Here is a 21,939-nt window from a genome sequence, read left to right as displayed (position 1 = left end):
TCCTCCTTAAAGTATAAATGTTTGATTATCATCTTCCATCATATCTATAAAATTATCATAACTAGATACCTGCTCTGATAAATTATGCTTCTTAATATATTCGCTCGTTGCGAAATCTATTGCATCTTCATTACTTTCATATAATACATTCCTTAAAACATCCAATTCATTAATTTTATTTTGAATATTTTCATAGTCTATCTTTTCTAGTTTTCCTATATATTCATCCATTTTGTAATTTAAATACTCGTATTGAAGTTTCAAATCTTCATACGTAAATCCACCTCTTAGTTCTAGTTCCTTAAGGACGCGCTTCAATAGCATAAACCATGCTACAATATTTAAATGTAAGAAAAATTCTAACATCTGACCAGCAGATCTAATAGCTGCATCTACCCCATCAATTGTACATAAAGTTGCATTACCTATAATCAGCATCCATCTTAAATCCGGATGTTTTGATGTAGGTATGCATTCTTTCCATGGTTTATTTTCAATAAAATATTGCCTAACTGTCCATGAAAATTTGATTATCAAATCACATACAACTACCGGCACCGCCATAGCTCCCATAAAACGTAAATCATACCCATGTTCAAATACCTTTACAGACATTTCAGCAATCGACAATTTATCGTTTTTACCATTATCAAATGATCCAAAGTTACAAAACTGAAACAACTCAAAAAATGGAATCGGTATTCCTGCACCTCTACCTTTGGCACTATGTGATCCGCACATATCAGACAACAAATGTCCAAACCAATTTATAAATCCACAATATAATTTTGCAATAAAGTTTCCACCTCTGAGTTCAAACGAATTGTTAATCGGAACCAATCTTACGAGTTGTCCATTATCAATAAAAGTCGATTTTCCTGTAAATTGATCCAATATTGAAACAAATAATCCAATTATGTCAGGACTATGTCCTAAGCTTTTTAAATGATGATTATCCGGTGATAATTTAATATTCTCCATAAATTTATCACCTGTCGACTGATCATAATTAACTCTATACTTATTTTCTAAATAAGTTATCTTATCCTTAAATTCAGGATATCCCTTTTGGGAAAAGTTTTCAGGTAAACCATTATTTATTAACGCTTTCTTTAATCCCTCACCTTTTAAACCTTTTGCCTTTAATTCATTGTATATTTTAGTATCTTTTGCAAGCATTTTATCCGTTACTTTTTCAAGAATATTATTTGCAGCTTTGTCACTCAAATCTCCTAATTTACTTTGTCTAGGTGCACCAACAAAATATGCGTCAATTAAGCCTGCACATACGCCCGCAAAAGCTGCAATCATATAATCGTACTTATCACATTTAGGTCCTTGAACTACAGCTATTCTCGCCTCTAATTTTTCATAGCTTAATTCAATATCATTCATCCATTTTTTCCTCTTTTAATTCAATTATTTGCTTTTGCAACACATAAACATAACTCCCCAAATAACTGCTTTGAATCAGCATTTAAATACTTTTAAAACATACTTTTACTCCATTCCAACTATCTCAACCTTATCCCCCTGACTCCGTAGCCACATATCTATTCCCTTACCAAATACTTCAGCCTTTATGATGTAATAGTTGCTCCCTTTCTCAATTATTCTGGCTGTTGGAAGGCGATCAAGTATTGCGTCAATGTCATCACCTGTATACTTAAACTTTACATTCCGAAGTTTGCCTCCATACATGAATTGGATTCTTTTCCTAAATTCACCCTCTTCAAATCTGTTTCTGTATGGTATGTAAAATTTTTCTTCTAATACATTAAATTCCTTTATTCGATCAATTCTATAGATTGTGGGGAAAGAATCATTTATCACATCAAAATCTTTTTTTACTTCTTCATCACTTATAAAGGCTGTTAGATAAAAATAATATTCAGAAAACATTATTGCCACCGGCTTCAGCTTCCTTTTAACCATCTCTTTTGTACCTGGCTTTTCATAATTAATGTTAATATATTGTGATTTTTTGATTGCCTGTCCAATCTTCCACATTTTATCCATAACTTCCGTCTTATGTCTCGGTTCAACATAATGAAATTTTTCGTTTTTTATAAGGTCCTGTATATCTTTCTGATTTTTCTTTGAAACACAACATTTAACTAATTTATCTAATATTTCTATCATTTCGTTTTTCAACAAGGCTCTGCTATCTAATAAAATTTTACATATTGCCAGCATCTCCCCGTTGGACAATTCTGTACGATTCTGTTGTTCCAATCTAAATCCCTTTTGATTTCTGTCATAAATAACATCATTGATAATTCCTGTTCGCCCTATTTCCGATTCCATAAAGCATCTGATATCATCAATATCTCTTTGAATACTCCTTTCATTTACACCATAATTGTTAGCTTCTTCTATCTTATTTACAATTTCACCATTGATTAATTTTTTGTATATCCCAAGCACTCTTTGCATCTTATCAGTGCTTTCACTTTGCATATTCGCTCCTCCATCCTTCCATTTATATGAATTATACAAATTTGCATAGACACATATTGTCACTCTAAAAACATATGTCTACTTTTTTCCCAAAATTTACACATTTTTTTATATGAAAAGTTATTTTATATTCCCCACCCTCTTTTCTAATTTTATCACCATACATTAGTCATTTTTTCTCCAACTGACCCTATATTTTTTTAATTTTTCATTGACAAATCCTTTTTCCACCAAATCCGGTGAGCAGATGGTTATTCCCATTAATATGCAGGATGGCATTATTTTAGGCACGGGGCTTGGTAATGACGAATGGAACCAATCTGCTCCCCATGGCTCCGGTCGTATTATGACCCGGGAGGGCATAAAGTCTAATTATACATTATCCTCATACAAAAAAAAGAAATGCAGGTAATTTATTCCTCATGCATAAATAAAAAGACTTTAGATGAAGCACCTTTTGCCTATAGAGAAATCCGGGAAATAATGGATGTTATCGGTGAAACTTTAAAAATAGAAAAGGTAATTACTCTGGTTTACGATTTCAAAGCTGATGATAACTAATTTTTCTTATTTTAAATATTATAAACATTTTAACCTTGGAGAGGGTTTAAGCTAGCCTAAGCCTTTATATTCCATACTTTTCCAAATCTACTTTACCCTCTACCACTTCCACTCCGTCTTCCATCAATCTCTTTGCCTGTTCATTTTCTCCACCAAAAGCAAAGGCCCCTGAAAGTTCTCCTTTGGAATTGACAACTCTAAAGCATGGGATATTTTCAGGGTCCGGATTTTTGTGCAATGCATTTCCTACGGCTCTTGCCATCTTTGGCTCCCCTGCCATTTCCGCAATCCTTCCATAGGTTGCCACATGCCCTTTAGGAATTTTCTTAACAGCTTCGTATATTCTTTTTGTTGGACTGTCAGTAATAATGTCGTAACTTTCGGCTATCATTCTTTTTACATCCTCATCAGGTACATTTCCATCAAGAATTATGGTATTCCAATGTTCTTTATTCTGATGATATCCCGCCACAACTGATTTATATGTCTGTCTCCAGAAATCTCTCCATTGCGGGTCAACCTTCACATTTAAATTAATAACTCCGTCTTTCTCATAAATCCAAAGAAATGCTTTTCTGCTTCCTTTTATTCTTATTAATTGCCAATTAGTATCCTTAAATGGGGTGTCCAAATATGTATTTTCAAATGTTAATCCATAGGATATTGCTTCCTGTCTTGTTTTCATAATCTTATCTGTGCTCCTTTTCATAGATGTTGTCTACACACCCACTATTTCTTTTACTACATGGATATAAACCAGATTTTCTACAGCAGTGTTTCAATCCATTCTGCTTCCTTAAATCCAATTAACACCTCATTACCATCAACAAGCAATGGACGTTTTACTAACATTCCGTTTGTTGACAATAATTTTAATTGTTCATCCTCACTCATTGTCGGCAGTTTATCCTTAAGTTTCATTTCCTTATAAAGCAATCCACTGGTATTGAAAAATTTCTTTAAGGGTAAGCCACTTTCAGAAAACCACTTTTTTAACTCATCATATGACGGATTATTTTCTACAATATGACGTTCCGTGTACTCTATGTTATGCTCATCTAACCATTTTTCTGCCTTTTTACACGTTGAACATTTTGGATAACATATAAATAACCTTTGTTTTGTTTGCATAATTTCATCCTTTCCACACCAATTATTCCCATACATCTCACGACTTCACCAGTCTTCCCGACTAATGCAATTATCCTTCTACATAAAGAGCGTGTACATATGGTAAGCTAATTATAAGTGCTTCATTATTTTTATAGAATTATATCATTCTTCGCCATTTATTGCCACAACTGTAAATACCGCCTTTTTCTGCTTATCAGTCAGTGGTTTTAACATTCTCACTTCAAGCATTCTTTCAACTATAAAAGGAATATTTTCTCCCCATGTAAATGAGTTGCTATTATTGTATCTTACAAGTTTTTCCAAATGTTTGGGATATTTATGCCGGTTTGCCTTGTAGAATCTTTCATCTGTTCTTTTTCCTTCTTCCAGCACAAATTCCGGAATCTGCATATGAGTTTTTACAAAATTGTTTATGGTCTCCACTAAATTTCCGTCTTTTACATTTATAAGTGTAATCTGATTTTTCCCGTCAGCTACATATCCCTTTGCTGATAAATTTGAGAAACTATTTACACTTATCTTGTCTTTCTCACAACCATTTGATATGTACGAATACAAATCCTCCCAATCATCCGGATTATTGTTTCTCCAATCTATACTTCTACCACTGTACATACAGTTATACTGTATACTTTGAAGCACCTGCCTGTTATCTCTCCATACCTGATCAAACATATAACCGCAACCTTTGTATTTATCGTCTAACTTCTTTTTTGTACAATCATCCGTCACATTTGCATAAGCAATAAAATGTCCTCCATCCGGTCTTTTTACTGCAAACTCTTCCCAATTTTCCCAATCATCTCCCAGGGAAATTAATGTCATCATTATTAAATTATATTTCAAATAATTCTTATCATTATTTGGACATATCATTCCCCAGTTATCATCTGCCTTATCAAATTTGTCAAACATGTCCTTAAAAAGATTCTCGCATAAAAAGTCGGCAACATCTTTTTTAATTTTTAACTCTTCTGAAAAATCTTCTCTGACATCTGTTATATACATATTTGTCAGATATTTTGGATTTTTTGAATTATCAATCTGATCAATATATCCCCACTCAACCAGTTTTCTCAGTTCTCCTTCAATATAAGCAATGGGAACTTCCAATTCTTTTGCAATTTCTGTTACTGTCCTTGCCTGATAGTAACAACTCCATGCAATATTTTGCTTTAACCTTGAATCAAACATATCTTTTGTGTCACCACTTTTACCCGGACTTCCACTATGTCCCATACTAACAAAATATACAGGATTTACACTCAAATTACCATTCTTAACCATATCAATTTTCTCCTTCAATCCACTTCTGATGTCAGATAAATGCCATTTTACGGTTCCAACAGAAATATTAAGTTCTTTTGCGATTTCCATTACAGACATATCCTTATAGTATTTCATGTATGTAATTGCCCTTTGTCTATTGGACAACATTCCAATTTCTCTTCGCAGTTTTCTGTATGTTTCTCCACTTTCAATACAATCAAAACCGCTCTCAGACACCGGATATTCTATTTTCATAATGTCTATGTGTTGATTTGCCATTTTTCTGTCAATAAATCTTGCATATACATTACTTGCTATTCTATATACATATCCTTCTATATTTGCAATATTATCCGACTTAAGAAATGACTTATATACCTCCAACACTATGTTTGAAGCAAGTTCTTCTGCATTATCAACATCTCTCATTTTAGACATTGCAAATCCAAATATTTTCTGCTGGTATTCAACTATTAATCTGTCTGCATTTATCTTGTTCACTACTTACCTCCATGATAAACAAATGTGCACTTTTTGTTTTCATTAATATAGTGTGTGGAATAAGAAAATAGGTTGGGTAGAAGTTACATTTAATCCTCTTTTTCCCTTAAATCTTCAATTAATTTGAACACTTCCGGATGTCTTTTTTTCAAATGTTCATCAAGAATATGCCTTCTTTCCTTAAATCTCTCTGCCATTTCAGGATGCTCATCCCTGATTCTTATATGTATTTCTTCTCTATGCTTTTCAAAACGTTCAGCAATGGTCTTTTCATCTTTTCCCGAAATATTAACAATCTCTTTTAGGTGTTCTTCCAGATGTTCTAACCACTCGTCCTCATCAAAAGCATCCATATGTGACCAGCTTCCGTGGAATAGTTTTTCCATGTCTCCTGTTTTCTTTAACTGCTGAATCTGTAGGACAATTTGTTTTTCAATTTGTTCCTCACTTTCAGCACCATATGCCCAGACGAACTCCTGAACCTTATTGTCAGCTCTTTTTCTTGAAGCACTTCTTTCTACATTTTCCACACCGCCTTCTAAAGGATATGGTCTACCAATTCCCATGTCCTTCAAAGCAATATGGATAGTTCTTCTGACTCTTCCGTCTTCAATCATATAGCCCAGTCCCAGTTTTCTAAGCTGCTCGTTAATACTGGCAATATGCTCCGTCATATAAAATCCAATCCCCTTCTCTTCGAGGGACTTGTAAAGCATTGCCAGCCTGTCTGCCGCAGTTATGTCAATACTTCCAACACCACCTGCATCAAGAATTACTGCTTTAGTATCAGATTTAATGCTGTCTTCAATGTCACGCTGTAACACCTGAATATTTCCAAAAAACAGATTACTGCTAAATCTATAAATTACAACACCTTCAATTGCGTGTATCTGGCTTCCTTCCTTCAAATCCCTAAAATGTCTGTGTCCCGGCTGTATTCCAAGAAAACATCTTGAAGGTTTTGAAGTCCTTATAATCATTTCCGTAAAAGAAAGAATTATGCCGATTAAAACTCCATTTATTGTTCCAAGTAAAAGCACGCCGAAAAAAGCTCCCATAAAAATTAAAAATTCAGTTCTGCTTACTTTCCACAATCTTACTGCCAAGTCAAACTCAGTTGCACCCATAAGTGCCGAAATAACTATTGCCGTCAAAATAGGAATAGGAAGATATCCGATAAATCCGGTTCCACAAAGAAGCAACACTATCATAGAAAGTCCTGCCACAATACCTGTAAGCTGAGTTTTTGCCTGATACTGTTCCCCCATTGCCGTACGTGAAACTGAACCGTTAATAGGACAACATCCTGTAAAAGCAGCCATAAAGTTGCCTACAGAAAAAGCTAAAATCTCCTGATTGTCATTTATTCTGTAATTATTTTTCTGAGCAAAGCTGTTCTCTGCCAACAATGTTTCAGCCATAATTACTACTGCCACTGATAAACTTATTGTAATGGTCTGCTGAATGGGAATAGCCGAGAAATCAGGAATACTCCACTTTGGAAGTCCCGGCTCTACTGCATTTAAAGTCTTAATTCCCCAATCTCTTATTGGAAGACTTATTGTGAAAATCGTACCCACAAACATTAAAACTACTGCCATTGGAAATTTAGGCATTATCTTCTTCGAGGCAAAAAGTATTACCAGCGCTATCACTCCCATAATTACTGATGGCATATTTATATTAAGCGCAGTCTTATAGATATGTTCGGCTAATTCGAAAAACTCTCCTGTTCCCGATGTGCCTCCCATAACCTTTGGAATCTGCATTAATATGATTGTTGTACAAATACCTGTTATAAAACCACCCATTACCGGTGCTGAAATGTAATTAACCAGCTTTCCGGCTTTCATAAAATAAAAAGCCAACAACCATAAGGCAACAAAAAACGTCATAACAGGAACTGCTGCCATAGCCTTGTCTGAACCTGCCTCTATATTAAGTGTCAAAAGTGCCGAGCCTACAAGAGCTGCCGGTGCCGCATCCACACCAAATATAAACTGAGGCGATGTAGAAAAAAGTCCAAAAACAAGAATTGGAAATACCGAACCATACAATCCGCAAACTGCAGGCAGACCGGCTATCTGTGCATATCCCATAGAGATAGGAATAGACACCGCCATAATAATAATTCCTGCAATAATGTCCTTTATAAAATTGTCTTTGTTATAATTTCTTAATGTTTGCAATAGTTTTATATTCATTTTAAAGTCCTTCCTTTTTCAAGATACTTATTTTTATATTATATCTTTATTGCCATTAATTTTAAAGGTAATGTGAAATCTCAAAACATACACTGTCTCTATCCCAATGCATGAATGCCACCAATCTAGTAACTACTTGAATCTATATATTAGTTATCGTTTTTTTATATTCCCGATACGCAATTAATATCACAACTTCAAACATTACTAAACAATTCACCTGAAAATCATCGGTGACGTTTAACAATTCTATACTCATCTCATTCCAATCACCCGGTCCATAAATAGGAAACATACAAAATCCTATAACCGCTCCCATAACAAAATAATTACCTATCCAAAAATATTTATTTTCTTCAACTATTTTTATAAAATTATTCTTATTACGGAAAACAATATAACTTATCACTGTCAAAATAACGGAAAAAATTAATGCAACATATATTGTTTTATAATCAATATCGTAATTATATACTCCAAGTATTTCCGAAAAGTTTATATTAAAAATATAAAAAATGCATCCTATAATTTCATAGAAATAAATTAATAAAAATAGTGAATTAGCAATATGATCCGTCTTATGATATTTGGCAATTATACAACCCAATATTAAACCTACAATTGTCCCTAAAAAAATACCCTTTACCGAAAAATCAAGGTACCCTGGAATAAAACATCCTAGCATCATCCCAAAATAAATTACTATTACACTATATTTAAACCTTCGAGATATGTATTTTTCATTTACAATAAGCAATGTTCCTATGATTATTTTAATTATCATTAGTAAAATATCACCATGAATTTGATTATATATTTTTATTATTTCAATCATGCTTCACCTCTATTTAGTCGGTTACTATACCGGATATACATATATTACCATGCCGTCTCCAGTAGAATATTATTTTTCTTATGCTATTCTTTTTTCACATAAGTTAATTCAAGGAATTCCAGCTTGCCCTCTCTTAATGAAAATCTTTAATTTTCTGAATTAATAATTTGATTGAAACACTGCTACTTCTTCGCATTCTCTTCCAGTTCCAGCATGTACTTATCAAAGTCAGACATAAATAATCTGTCCTGAATGACACGATATTTTTCAAATTCAGTTTCAGCTTTTGCCTTGGCAATTTCTGCTGTGATTCTACCTGCATCCTGAAGTACCTCTCTGTCATCTGCCATCAGGAATAGATCCAGTCGTTTCGCCCAATCCTCCATTGTCATCGGAATATGACGTTCTGCACGATCCTCTGCCAAATCCAGATAAGCAGATACAATACGCTCCAGTGAACGCATTTCTTTCTCTGAAAGATAATTCTTCGCAATGCTCACATCGCTTTTTACAATCTTGCCTTCCGGTGCTGCTGCCCAAGTGGTCAATCCCATATGTGGCTTATCTGCATCGGCTCGCTCATAAATCAACTCCGCTGCTGTATGTCCGTGAACTGCATAGTGCATCTTGTTCTGCACTTTTGCAAAGAACTGCTTTGTTGTTTTTGCTGTCCGGTCATAATCAAGAGCTGTAGCATAGATGTCTGTTATCTTCTGATAAAATCTACGCTCGGACAAACGAATTTCACGAATCTGCTCAAGCAAACGGTCAAAGTATTCTACTGTAAGCACAGAACCACCATTCTTCAAACGCTCGTCATCCATGACCCAGCCTTTGATGGTGTAATCCTTCACGATACCATTGACCCACTTACGAAACTGCACTGCCCGTTCATTATTCACCTTGAATCCAACCGCAATAATCATTTGAAGATTATAATGCTTTGTATCACGAGTCACCTGACGGGAACCTTCGGTTTGAACTATCCGGAAATTCCGGATAGTTGAATCTTCCTCAAGCTCTGAGTCGGAATAAATCTTCTTAATATGCTCATTGATTGTACGAACATCCACATCGTACAATGCCGCCATCATCTTCTGTGTCAACCATATATTCTCATCCTCATAGCGCATCTCAATACTGTCCTGCTGGTCGCCAACAGAAGCAACATAGGTCAAATATTCCGCTGCACTGGAACGGATGGTTATTTCGTCTTTCTTCTTTTTCAAAAAGGATTACCTCCTTCTGTATCCTATACTAAACACCTTTTAGTTTCACTCTTTTTTTAATTTTCGTGGACAAGAGGTGGACAAATCGACCATTTTCCCACTTCTAATCCTCGAAACTCCTTTATTTATCGGCTAAGCAAACACACAGTCTCCACATGAAAGGACTGCTGTCTATGAATTACCATCGTGAAAGGAAACATATCCATGAACCTTTTAACGATAGGTCGAGGCTATCGTTAAAAAGTGTCACCACTGAAAACACTTTTTTAACTGTTCTCTACTTTTGAATTGCTTCTATAATATATGTCTTTCCTTGGAAAGGAACCTCATCTCCAATCCAGCAGCCTAAAAGGCTTTTTGCCAATGGCGGAATCTTTGTGGAATTCGGAAGATAATTTACCAGTATTGTTTTTTGTTCATCGGTTTCCTTAATACGAACATTGACTTTTTGACCAATAACTATATACTCTTCTTCAACACTATCTTCAGAGTTTTCTTCTTCTGATATGTCATTGCCATCAACATCCATATCTTCATACTCTTCGGATTCCTCTTCAATCTCTACCCCCTGCTCATCACCTTGTAAAATTCCATAGATGTTATCAATGAGCATATCAGCAATCTCATCCTCATCAAGACAATCTAAAACAACTCCACCGCCTACTGCATTCAAGAATTGCAATGTTGGTCTTATATGTTCCTTGAGTGAAAGCTGTGTGTTTTCCTCTTTGAAGTTTTTGAATGCTTTAACGATGCCATTCAAAATAACCGGATTTGCAGAGAAATTATTACTGTAAAAAATATCGGAAATTTTACTACTAATATCGTTGCTACCTATAATATCCAATTTTTCAAATGGATTTGCTACATTACTTGGATCATAGGTATTTCTTCCAACCCACCAACACTTGGCTATGGAATTTCTAAATAATCCGGCTCTTGTACCACCAGAAAAGAAAAATCTCGATTTTATATTTGATACAGCCTCTTTCTGTGTTTTAGGTGATTTTGTATCATAGTCCCATCTTTTTCTAAGGTAATCGTAATAAACCGAATGGCACAGACCCGCCCACAGTCTTTCATCACAAGCCTGTGACTCTGTCAAAAATGACAAGTGCTGATAAATAATCTTACAGTTCGCAAACTCAACTTCACCTTTTGACATATCAGAATCAATCGGTGCCAACTGGAAATCTTGTATCTCCTTAAATTCGACAAACGGATCTCCTCCACATACCTTCCAAAGCCATTTATTATCCTTTTCTGTGAAATACATGTTGTAAACCATATCGAGGTTTGATTTAAGGATGTCCAGTGCTTCTTTTTTCATAAAATATAGTTTCATTTAAACATCCTCCTCTTCCTCATCAGTTTCAAACAAATCTGCAAATTTTCTCAATGCAGCATTCAACGGTAATTCCATTGCTTCCTGTGCTAATTGCACAGAGGTCTTATCTGAATATAACATCTCATTTTCCAAGTCTACTCCACGTTTCTCATAGGCCTTTGATAAATAAATATACCAATTTGTACCTGCATAATTTTCAATGCCATTCTCTTGCTTTAATTCTTCAAAAACATATACTAAGGCAGGGAAAACCATCATGGAGTTCAATATTGGTTGAAATTCTTCTTTGTCACAGAAACGAGAGTAAATCTCATACTCTTCTAATCCCAAACCGATACCAATTTGTGCAGTTGACAATTCCACCTCCATTGGCTTTGGTTCTGTTGTTAACCGCTTATACACCTTAAAAATTGAACTTGCGCTGTTAAATTCTTCGTAATTCTTTACAATATCAATAGCTGGTATATTTTTATACGCAAGAATACTTCCTTTCGACAGTTCGAATGACAGCCCTTGATAATCATCGTCCCAATTAGAATTCACAAAATGATTAACATCTTTTTTTGTCACTATTAAAACGATAATTTCTATTCTTCCGTTAATTCTTCCAATCGGAATTTCTTTGCTTACGTGATTGGAAATATCATGAATTGTAGTTCTATATGATGTGTTTGCGCATTCAATATGAATCACATATTCAGCATCACCTTCCAGGATCATTTTCTGAAGTTCTTTGTTATCCATTTCTATATCGAAATCAAACAACAGATTATTAACACCATTCATTTTATACTGCACATCTGCATCAAAGACAGAATCAGTGTAATCATCTCTTTCTTCGCTTAGAACTGGATATGTATATAATCTTTTAGTTATGTTCATATACATTTACCTCCATCGCATAATCCCGGTTATCAAGCAAAGTGATTTCAAACTGGACTTTTTCGTTTCCCTTCATACTAGAAAAATCTACACCTTCCGAACTCTTCTTTATTCCTGTGCACCCCATCAACTCTGATGCAGAATGGATGGCCAGTCGATTTGATTTACCATTTTCACCAACTGTAACAATCTCAACATGCCCTGCACAAATATCCCGTGGCAAAATAAAGGAAACTCTATAAGTGTTTCTCGATGTCTTTATAACTCTAACATTCTTAAGTTCTTGGTTTATATCTCCACCATATCTTTTATGTACGGTATCATGTCCACCTTGTTCCGCTCTTCCTTTATGAGAATCCTTTTTACTCCTATGTCTAGTACCACCTAAATTCCGAGTTGTTGGATCATCTCCATCAGAACCGATGGTTCCTTCCGTATCCGTGTTTTTCGACTTTCCATTTCCATCACTGCCGTAAAATAAACCCTTTGGCTTTGTTTTTGATGTTCGAGGCTGAATTGTAATGGAACCAATCTTATCTTGAAGACTTTCTTTATTACTGTCATCTCCACGCTGATTAGTCTTATCCGATTCCTTCTGAAGAACACCAGCCAAACCTGCAACTTCAATTTCATCGTCACTGGAATGTTCGCCCAACGTTTGAATACAGCCTCTTATCCAATCCTTTAGCTCATTGTTATATTCTTTTGCAAGCGGCACATTTGTTGAGTGTCTGCTTGGCAACCACTTATCATGTGCTGGCGTTTCCATTTCTCTAAAGAATTCATTAAGCTCTTTACCTCCCATTTCAAGCACACCAGAAAATGAAATAATTCTCGACATACTACCCAATGCAAACAATTTCATTCCGGAAGATCTAGTGATGAGAATTTTTCTATTCAATTTCTCCGAAGGATCGACCAGAACGCTAAGTTTTAGAGTTCCCATCCCGTGAAAGTCCTTTTTGAACACTTTTGTTTCAGGTCGAACAAGCACTTGGTAGTACCAATATGCATTTTTTATCTTTGAGTTATACGTGCTGAGATAACTTGCAAGCGTAGAGTTATCGATGACTTTATTGTCAACTGTAACACTTAATAAATTCTTGTGAATAGACATCAAGAAATTTTCTAGAACCTCGTTAATTACATCGCTATTCCATTCATGTCCCGCATTAAATCCGTACACAAAAACATCTGTACCAATCTCAGTTCTCTGATATAGTTTTTCCAACTCACTGATAGAATCAACAGGTAAGTTACCTTCCGGATTTCCGTAATAACCAATTCCAGTTGTCATCGTATTCATACTATTGCTTAAATCTTCTGGAAAAGATATAAAGCGTGACATTCCCTGTGCAGCAGTCTCTTGATCTTCATTTAGAGTTCTATAAAAAACTAATCTATAATCCGAATTTGTAAATGGTGCGTTCTTTCCTATTCCAAATGCTCCGGCTTTATCACCCGTTTTTGTCGCACCACCATCGAGTTTTGTCAATGCATTCCAGCCTTCGTCACTATCCTCATATGGATGGCTAAGTCCAGTTGTGTTGAAATCGCTAATTCGCAAAACAACTGTATTAGGCTTCTTAATTGCATTTAATGCCTTTGTCAGTACCTTAATGGTCTTTTCACTATTCTTTTTCGACCAATAATCATAAGCCTTCTGAATTTTAGAAGCATACTGCTCATATCCAGGAATATCAGAAGAAGGAATTCTATACTGTTCAAAATCAACTTTGATGGTCGCATTACTGCCTTCCACCGCTGCATCTAATGAGTTTTGACAAATTTCTCTTGCAAGCGACTGTATCTCTGTTCCTGTAAAGGTTTCAATGCCTGCGTCCGATACTCCACGCACTTGTCCAAATCCATTATGCGGAAACTTCCATTCAATAGTCATCTAAATCACCTCAACGTAAATTTGCTTTCTTTATTGCTATTATCCTGATACTTGCTTTTACAAGTTTTTAATTCTGATTCTAGTGCAGAGAAAATCTTTTTTACGTCTTCATCAGTGTATTCATATGTTGCGGTATTAGAGCAGTTACTTAAAAGTCGAATCATATCAATAATTTTGTTTGTTCTAGCTTCAGCAACTCTTATAAATTTATCATGCTTCGATTCAGCCATAATTTTTCTCCTTATCGTACATTTTTATTTTATCATACACATTTCAACTATATTTGTCAATATATCGCAATTATTTCTAAATTATTTTTCATATAATTTTATTATTTGTAAATTAAAATGTCCAGACTTCCGTCTGGACGCTGCTAATTTCTTTATATTTTATCTTAAAACATTGATTTCCATCTTGGCCTTAAAGCAGACCACAAACTTATCGTCATAAATCTTTATCTGATCGATGTATTTCCTTACTAGCTTATCATCATACTCGGTTATCTGAGTATCCTGTGTTTTAACATAGGCTACAAGTTCATTGATTCGCTGTCTGGTGCCTTCGGTCTGAGCATGCTTTACCAAAAGCAGCTGTTTATTCTGCCTAAGCTTTTCCATTTCATCAGCACATTTCGAATAATCTTTTTTGCTGTGTACCAATTCCAAGAGTTCCTTTTGCTTTTATGCAATGGTCTTGTTAATTTCCTCAATTTCATCAGAATTGTCTTGGCTGACAACTTCCAGAATATTCTCTTCCAATATAGCTATCACATCCTTGGAACTCTCCAATACAGCATTCATGGCATCGATAACTGCCTGTTGAAGTTCTTCCTCCGGCACTGTCGGTGCTGTGCAACCCGATGGTCCATTTTCCACTCTTGTGCAGCATCTCCATACTATTGATTTCTTGCCTCGGTTATTCCAAGCCACTCGCCTATAAATATCTCCGCATTTCATGCAAGTGCAAATGCTTGAGAGTGCGTATCGGCTAGAGTAGATTCTTCGTTTCTTCCCATCTCTTCCACTTGTCATATCGGCTCTTCTTAGCATTTCTTCTTGAACCTGGGTGAATACATCTCTCGGTATGATTGCTTCCTGACTGTTTTTTACATAATACTGGGGAACCGTTCCATCGTTTTTAATTCTTGTTTTTTCGATAAAATCTGTTGTGATGGTCTTCTGCAAAAGTGCATCACCAATGTATTTCTCATTTGAAAGAATTCCACGAACCGTACTCATATGCCATTTATAACGTTTTCCTCCGGTTTTAATATGATCTCGTTCCAGTCCCATTGCGATATCTCTAAAGTTTGCCCCTTCCAAATACTCTCGGAAGATACGCTTCACAACCTTCGCTTCTTTCTTATCAACGATTAGGTTTCCTTTTGCATCCTTCGTATATCCGAGGAAATGCTCATGGTTCACTACTACCTTTCCTTCCTGGTATCGGAACTGCAGTCCCAACTTTACGTTCTGTGATAAGGATGCTGATTCCTGCTGTGCAAGCGAAGCCATGATAGTAAGGAGCAGCTCCCCAGATGCCTCTAGGGTATTGATGTTTTCCTTCTCGAATATGATGGCTATATTCTTTTCTCTCAGCTGTCTTACATACTTTAGGCAGTCGATGGTATTTCTTGCAAATCGGCTGATTGACTTAGTAATAATCAAATCTACTTTTCCAGCCATACAGTCATCGATCATCTCATTAAATCCTTCACGCTCCTTGGTATTGGTGCCGGAGATTCCATCGTCAGTATAGGTTCCAGCAAGTTTCCATTCCTTATTTCTGCCAATATATTCTGTGTAGTGCTGAACCTGCACTTCATAACTCCCCGCCTGTTCATCGCTGTCAGTACTGACTCGGCAGTACGCTGCGACTCTTAATTTCGGCTTATTTTCTTCCTTAGATATTCGATTGCCTGCTCGTATTCTGGCAGGAATCAATGTTACATTCTCATTCATTTGCTACCTCCGTGATTTGACTATATGCGTATTCTGCCTGTTTGTATGGATCATCGTATTGCACTGCTACCTTTCTAATAGTGAAAGTACCAATCTCTCCTTTCGGATGAGGTCTGTATGCTCCTATACGATTTTGGCTTTTGGCATTGTTTCCTCTGATTTCCTGTGCCTTCGTAAAAACATTTTCATTGATAATCTGCGGATAATACTCTGTGCCAACATACACTTTGTTTTTTAGAAATCTGCCGATTACCGAGTGCGTTTTATCAATTCCGGCTTTCTTAGCTGCAGCTCTCATGGATCCACATTTAATGTATTCTCGGAATAACATTCTCACTCTTTCTGCATTTGGCTCATCAATAACTGCTTGACCATTGTCAATGATGTATCCGTATGGTGTATGTGTCATGCGTTCACCAACCTCTCCGTTAAATTCAGTCCGCATTTCAGATTGAAGGTTATTTCATCTCTGCAATGAACTGTCATCATATCAACATATTCCAGGAACATCTCATCTTCAAACTCTGTGATTTCTGCTTTCTTTGAAACAAACCGTAGGAGCTTCTGTGCCTCTTCCAAATGAGTAAGGTCACCATTGATACTCTTCGAAATCAGCTGTTTCTCCATTGCAAGCCTGTCAGCCTCTAAGATTAGCTGATTCTTTTCTGTGTGGAAAATCTCCGGCTCGATATAACTGGAACTCAGCAGATTCGTAAGAACCGTTATCTGTTCCACGTTCTTTTCTATCTGTTCTTCCAATGAAAGCACCTGGTACAATCCTTCCTTATTGTTTGCTCCTCTTAGTTCTTCAACAAAAGGCTTTAATACCTTTGCATGAGCAGTTTGCAACTTCCGAATCATTCTGAGAAATGCTGTCTTGATGTCCTCATCACGGATGTACATCATAGAGCAGGCATCCTTATCTGTAATATGCGTATTGCAGCACCAAGCAACATAATCTCCGCTCGGCTTATAATGCTGTCTTCTCTTAAATGTTGATCCGCATTCGCCACAGATAATCTTCCCGGAAAATGCATAAAGACGCTGGTACTTTCCAATACCTGCCTCAATGCTTTTTTCTTTTGCTCTCTGTCCAATCACTGCTGCCGCCTTATCAAAAATCTCATGGCTGATAATCGGTTCATGATGATTCTTGCAAAGGTACATGTTTTTCTCTCCGTAATTGGTGTGCCGATTGAAATCATCATCGGTATATGTCTTTTGAAAAATTACATCCCCGGTATATTTTTCATTCTGCAGAATTCCTCTTACAGTGGATGGATGCCATTTAGTTCCCTTCCTACTTTGAATGCCCTTTTCGTTGAGTTCTCTTGCAATCACATAGGTTCCCATGCCGTTAATGGTCATGGAAAAAATCTCCTTAACAACTACTGCCTCTTCCGGAATGATTACCATCTTACCATCTTCGTTTGCGTATCCATATGGTGGATAGCTGATAATGAAAATCCCTTCTTCGAAGCGGTGTTTTACGGACCATTTGCTGTTTTGCGAAATGGATCTCGACTCGCTCTCTGCAATGTAACTTAATATGGAAAGCATCAATTCTGAACTCATGTGTTCGGTGTCGATATTTTCCTTTTCGAAGTACAGATAAATGTTTAATAATGCCAGTCGTCTTACCATCTCCAGGCAGTCGGTTGTATCTCTTGAAAATCGACTGATAGACTTTGTGATCACTCGGTCGATTTTGCCATCTTCACAATCCTTCAGAAGTGCAAGCAGTCCATCACGCTTTTCCACCTTTGTGCCGGAAACACCTTCGTCATAATACAGACCTGCATATTCCCATTCGGAATTCGCACTAATGAAATTGTCGTAATGTTCCTTCTGTGTTTCCAAACTTAGTAACTGCCCATCCGATCTGGTAGATACTCTGGCATAGGCAGCAACTCGTGTTTTCTTTTTTCTATGAAACTCTTGATGGCTTCAATCTTGGTTATCCTTGCCATTGTCTCACCTGTTATGAAGTGACCTTTGTCAAGAGTAAATTCACAAAAATCACCACAAACTTTTCCTTTCATTAAATTTTAACACTGGGTACAGAGGTAGAACCCCAGACTAACAGTCCCTGGCCTTGGCCACTCTGTTATACGTGGATTGGTTACCAACAGGTCAATGATCCGCCGTGAATCTTGCCGTCTCCTAGCGTGAATCAAAATATATAAATATAGTGTCAACAGAGGTGAGTCGCAAATAATTAGGACCTTAGAGTGCTCCAAGGCTCTACCTCTGTATCCAGTGTTAATTAGTTGTTTTGCAGATGTAATCTGACAGAGTCAGTTTCTTCTGCTTGATTACCCTTAAGAATATTCAGATGATTCTGTCAGGGACCTGTCGCCAATGGCGATGCGAAGCATCCTTGACTGAAACAGATGAATATTCTACTAACTTACATGTTCTGTCATCATACCCCAGATAAAACACGCTAATTCTCTTGCTATTGCTGTTGCTGCCACATTTCGATTAACTCCTTTGTTTAGAGTCATTTTGTAAAGCCTTCGTCTAAGCCTTTCATTTGCTTTATCTGCATACGCAATTACTTCCGGTGGATTTCCTTGCTGTCTTTGCCTCAATGCCACTGATTTGTGTCCTACATTTCCCCTTGTATAACTCTGGGTTGCTTCAACTAAAAGTCTTCGCAAGTGGCTATTTCCAGCTTTTGTTATGCTGTAGCGATTAACTCTCGTATCACTGGAATCTTCACTTGGTACAAGACCTAAAAATGAAGCAAATTTCGGTGCTTTTTCAAATCTTTCAAAATCACCAACTTCGACAATCATTTAAAGGGCTGTATGTGTCTTAATTCCAAGAAGACAACTCATATGTTTTACTTTTTCTTCGTATCTTTCTGCTGATGCAAGTTCTTCTATTCTTTCATCAAATCTGTTGATTTTTTCTGTTAAATATTCATACGTCAGAAGATACTCATCTAAAGCTTCTCTTTGTAAATCTGGCAATTCCAAATTTTTTAACCATTTCAGATGTGCAATAGTCCAATAAGATTTTCCGCCTTCAAAACGTTTTCCCTGTCTTAAAACAAACGCAAGTATCTGTTGTTTTACCTTTTTGAGATACAGCTTCTGGTCATCACGCATTCTAATATATTCCTTAACATCATTGTCATCATTATCTGGAACATATACTTCACTATAAGTATGAAATGCCAGACATCTGGCTATATTTGCAGCATCTCTTTTATCAGTTTTTACATGATGTGTATTGGTTACAGCCATTGTACTTGGAGCCAATATTTTGCAATCTACAGCATGATCTTTTAATTGATGATACAAAGAATAACCCAAACATCCTGCCTCGTATCCACAAACAAATGTAACCTCACCTTCATATCTTGAACGAACCTGTTCCATATATTTAAGAACAAGTTTGTAATCTGATGGTATTGTCTGTTTATATTCAACCTTATCTGTATCATAACTATAACAACAAAGTGTGTACTGTTCCTTATGGACATCCATCCCAACATAAACTATACTATTCATATGTGACCTCCTATTGTATGCGGTAATCCCTGTTACCTTATTATTCGTTCAATATGCAAAGGCAGATCCATAATCTGATCCGCCAAATTCAGCATATCTGCCTCAGTAAGTCTGTCCTTCATCAAATCGAATAAATTATACCTGTATGGTTGCAAGTTGCTTCGCTTCTTTGGGACAGTTCCGTAGTAAGTATAGATATATTTTGCCAAAAGATGATCGTGATTACCACGAATCCATTTTACATTTGTATTTAACCCACAAATTCTAAAATAAACACCAACAGGATCTGGCTCGGCACCTCCACGGTCAAATATATCCCCTAAAAGAATAATCTGGTCTTGCGTTGTAGGTGATATCAGCTTAATCATTTCATCAAATTTTTTTTAGTGAATTATGAATATCTCCAATAACATAAGTTGCCATTACTTAGAATCTCCTTCTCATTTCAGTCTAGCTCTTTTCGTTCCACTTCTCTAAATCTGTCATCCATAGCAATATACTCAAATATCGCAACTCTTTGCGATGTAGAAACCGACACCCGCTTCTGCTCTTCATTCCACCATGCAACTGCCCTATCATAGGCTTCCCTTGCTGTCTTTTTGCTTACATATATTCCAAGCCACTCGTCGGCATCATGATTCCATTCATCTGCTGTAACAAGGAGAAAGAACGGTCCCTTCCCATAAACAGATTCCTTATCAAACTCTGCCCATAGCAATTCAGGTTCTACTTCTACAAATATTTCATTGTCCTGATTGAATTCTTCTATCGTAAGTTTTGTACAAGGATTATTGAGATAAAAATCATATTGTTGAAATCCATACTCATCTGCAGGATTACTAATCACGCGTTCATATGAAGCTTTCAACTTCGATATATCATCATATATTCCAATGATTTCATCTCCATCATAATAACCCGGAAAATATAATAAAAATAATCTATTCTCCATAACAAATCCACCTTCCATTTTTGTACTCTATTTTTAATCCGCTTACTGAAATCAATTGCTTTTTTCTTTGCCGTTATGCTCTACAATTATGTGCATTATTTCTCTATTATGCTTTACACCAGCTTTAGGAATACTATATCTGCATGCTATATCCACGGATACATCCGCAACCTTCCCGCAAAATACTTCCTCTGTATCAGTCTTTACCACAATTTGTGTATTACCATCCCAATTTTCCAAAAACTCAGACAAATTCATAATAATAACCATCCTTCGCTCTAAAATATTCCATATATAGTTTTTCCATTTATTTCAATATCCGTCCTCGCTGTATTTGACAACACAATTACCATCCGCTTATTCAAGCATGAATCAAATTTTCTTTTTTCCAACACTTTTGCGATATTTTTATCGCTTTCTTCTAAATTATCCTCCATGCCTATACCATACACAAACATGTCGTCATAACTAGCTGGAATTTCATTTCGATATTCGTATAATCTGTATGACCAGTCTTCTCTATTAACAACAGCAAAATTTCGCCCTATCTGTAAATAAGGCTTTATATCTTTGAACAAAAGAACATCTTCTGCCTTTCTTTCTATCTCACGTGAATTTTCATGAAGAACAATCTCAATCGCAGGTTCTATCGTATCATCGTTTATTGAAACAATTACTCCGTCTAAATCCTTTTGAGATATGTATATATCCTTAGAAAATTCAACATCTGCCATTCCCACACCATAAATATATAAGTCATTGTATTTTTCAGCCGGTATGTCCGAAATCATCAGATAATCGTGATAATGACCATCTTCAAAACATATGGATAACCTGATATTTCTTTCCAAATACTTTCTAAGTTCCTTAAACTGAATTGCCATAATCTATTGCCTCACTTTCTCTTATAAAGTTTTTCCCATAATTTTCCCTCTATGTTCCGCCAAGATTCCGCTCTCCATATTGGTTCTCCCCAAAATCTATAATCCCAAATATGCCATGATTCATTTTCTTTGCGATAATCATTGGATTTACCCGAATATGCATTTTCGAGATTATCTTTTCCCGAACGACGTATTTTCTTATTCGCTACTCTCTTGGCAAATTTCGTTTTGCCACCGACTTTGTATACTGGTGTATGCTTATAACTTCTGCTCATTGTTAAATCTTTCACTCCCAACG

The 21,939-nt window shown here is 36.0% G+C and carries 21 protein-coding genes and 2 pseudogenes; 1 reads left to right on the top strand and 22 read right to left on the bottom strand.

Annotated features, from left to right (window positions below):
• Positions 1-6: 6 nt before the first annotated feature.
• Entirely contained in the window at positions 7-1,395 is a 1,389-nt protein-coding gene (locus DWW68_RS05470) for a hypothetical protein (RefSeq protein WP_118589045.1), read from the bottom strand.
• A 105-nt stretch (positions 1,396-1,500) separates the two neighbouring features.
• Complete coding sequence (locus DWW68_RS05465) at positions 1,501-2,460, bottom strand: WYL domain-containing protein (RefSeq protein ID WP_118589046.1); 960 nt, start codon at positions 2,458-2,460, stop codon at positions 1,501-1,503.
• Positions 2,461-2,862: 402 nt separating this feature from the next.
• Between DWW68_RS05465 and DWW68_RS13410 the strand changes: the two genes are divergently transcribed.
• Positions 2,863-3,021, top strand: a complete 159-nt coding sequence (locus DWW68_RS13410; protein WP_158576813.1) for a hypothetical protein — start codon at positions 2,863-2,865, stop codon at positions 3,019-3,021.
• Positions 3,022-3,085: 64 nt separating this feature from the next.
• Here DWW68_RS13410 and DWW68_RS05455 read toward each other — a convergent pair whose 3' ends face one another.
• From DWW68_RS05455 to DWW68_RS05365, 20 genes and pseudogenes are all read right to left on the bottom strand, one after another.
• Positions 3,086-3,706 carry a methylated-DNA--[protein]-cysteine S-methyltransferase gene (locus DWW68_RS05455; protein WP_118589048.1) on the bottom strand — a complete coding sequence of 207 codons (621 nt, stop codon included), beginning with the start codon at positions 3,704-3,706 and terminating at the stop codon, positions 3,086-3,088.
• Positions 3,707-3,786: 80 nt separating this feature from the next.
• Positions 3,787-4,152, bottom strand: coding sequence for an arsenate reductase family protein (locus DWW68_RS05450; RefSeq protein WP_118589188.1), 366 nt, complete (start codon positions 4,150-4,152; stop codon positions 3,787-3,789).
• A 144-nt stretch (positions 4,153-4,296) separates the two neighbouring features.
• Positions 4,297-5,925: a sigma-70 family RNA polymerase sigma factor gene (locus tag DWW68_RS05445; RefSeq protein WP_118589049.1), complete on the bottom strand. Its 1,629-nt coding sequence runs from the start codon at positions 5,923-5,925 to the stop codon at positions 4,297-4,299.
• An 89-nt stretch (positions 5,926-6,014) separates the two neighbouring features.
• On the bottom strand, positions 6,015-8,129 hold the full coding sequence (locus tag DWW68_RS05440; RefSeq protein WP_118589050.1) for a SulP family inorganic anion transporter: 2,115 nt from the start codon (positions 8,127-8,129) through the stop codon (positions 6,015-6,017).
• A 142-nt stretch (positions 8,130-8,271) separates the two neighbouring features.
• The gene (locus DWW68_RS05435) at positions 8,272-8,964 is read right to left on the bottom strand and encodes a hypothetical protein (RefSeq protein ID WP_118589051.1); all 693 of its coding nucleotides are present in this window, start codon (positions 8,962-8,964) and stop codon (positions 8,272-8,274) included.
• Between the two features lie 182 nt (positions 8,965-9,146).
• A complete protein-coding gene (locus DWW68_RS05430) occupies positions 9,147-10,193 on the bottom strand; it encodes a virulence RhuM family protein (RefSeq protein WP_118589052.1) in 1,047 nt (348 codons plus the stop codon).
• Between the two features lie 277 nt (positions 10,194-10,470).
• Complete coding sequence (locus tag DWW68_RS05425) at positions 10,471-11,538, bottom strand: DUF6339 family protein (protein WP_118589053.1); 1,068 nt, start codon at positions 11,536-11,538, stop codon at positions 10,471-10,473.
• The gene (locus tag DWW68_RS05420) at positions 11,539-12,423 is read right to left on the bottom strand and encodes a hypothetical protein (protein WP_118589054.1); all 885 of its coding nucleotides are present in this window, start codon (positions 12,421-12,423) and stop codon (positions 11,539-11,541) included.
• Positions 12,410-14,323 (bottom strand): hypothetical protein, encoded by a 1,914-nt coding sequence (locus DWW68_RS05415; protein ID WP_118589055.1) that lies wholly within the window; start codon positions 14,321-14,323, stop codon positions 12,410-12,412. The genes DWW68_RS05420 and DWW68_RS05415 overlap by 14 nt, the downstream gene beginning before the upstream one ends.
• A gap of 5 nt (positions 14,324-14,328) precedes the next feature.
• Positions 14,329-14,553 (bottom strand): hypothetical protein, encoded by a 225-nt coding sequence (locus tag DWW68_RS05410; RefSeq protein WP_117688270.1) that lies wholly within the window; start codon positions 14,551-14,553, stop codon positions 14,329-14,331.
• Positions 14,554-14,712: 159 nt separating this feature from the next.
• Positions 14,713-16,284, bottom strand: a pseudogene (locus DWW68_RS05405) (recombinase family protein).
• On the bottom strand, positions 16,277-16,693 hold the full coding sequence (locus tag DWW68_RS05400) for a recombinase family protein (RefSeq protein WP_118589056.1): 417 nt from the start codon (positions 16,691-16,693) through the stop codon (positions 16,277-16,279). Before DWW68_RS05400 ends, DWW68_RS05405 begins: the two are co-directional and overlap by 8 nt.
• A pseudogene (locus DWW68_RS05395) lies at positions 16,690-18,254 on the bottom strand (recombinase family protein). The gene DWW68_RS05400 and the pseudogene DWW68_RS05395 overlap by 4 nt, the downstream one beginning before the upstream one ends.
• A 435-nt stretch (positions 18,255-18,689) precedes the next feature.
• Positions 18,690-19,085 carry a transposase gene (locus DWW68_RS13705; protein ID WP_243053028.1) on the bottom strand — a complete coding sequence of 132 codons (396 nt, stop codon included), beginning with the start codon at positions 19,083-19,085 and terminating at the stop codon, positions 18,690-18,692.
• Entirely contained in the window at positions 19,086-19,805 is a 720-nt protein-coding gene (locus DWW68_RS13700; RefSeq protein WP_243053030.1) for a transposase, read from the bottom strand.
• A 32-nt stretch (positions 19,806-19,837) separates the two neighbouring features.
• Positions 19,838-20,173: a metallophosphoesterase family protein gene (locus DWW68_RS05385; protein ID WP_118589057.1), complete on the bottom strand. Its 336-nt coding sequence runs from the start codon at positions 20,171-20,173 to the stop codon at positions 19,838-19,840.
• A gap of 77 nt (positions 20,174-20,250) precedes the next feature.
• Positions 20,251-20,757 carry a hypothetical protein gene (locus tag DWW68_RS05380; RefSeq protein ID WP_118589058.1) on the bottom strand — a complete coding sequence of 169 codons (507 nt, stop codon included), beginning with the start codon at positions 20,755-20,757 and terminating at the stop codon, positions 20,251-20,253.
• A gap of 51 nt (positions 20,758-20,808) precedes the next feature.
• Positions 20,809-21,015 carry a hypothetical protein gene (locus DWW68_RS05375; RefSeq protein WP_021951759.1) on the bottom strand — a complete coding sequence of 69 codons (207 nt, stop codon included), beginning with the start codon at positions 21,013-21,015 and terminating at the stop codon, positions 20,809-20,811.
• Between the two features lie 20 nt (positions 21,016-21,035).
• Positions 21,036-21,641: a hypothetical protein gene (locus tag DWW68_RS05370; protein ID WP_118589059.1), complete on the bottom strand. Its 606-nt coding sequence runs from the start codon at positions 21,639-21,641 to the stop codon at positions 21,036-21,038.
• An 11-nt stretch (positions 21,642-21,652) separates the two neighbouring features.
• A complete protein-coding gene (locus DWW68_RS05365) occupies positions 21,653-21,937 on the bottom strand; it encodes a hypothetical protein (RefSeq protein WP_118589060.1) in 285 nt (94 codons plus the stop codon).
• Between the last annotated feature and the right edge of the window lie 2 nt (positions 21,938-21,939).

Origin of the sequence: Eubacterium sp. AF16-48, assembly GCF_003479405.1 — a bacterium.
Taxonomy (GTDB): Bacteria; Bacillota; Clostridia; order Lachnospirales; family Lachnospiraceae; genus Eubacterium_G; species Eubacterium_G segne.
Note: the sequence above shows the minus strand (reverse complement) of the source record. Positions and strands in the feature narration are given on the sequence as shown.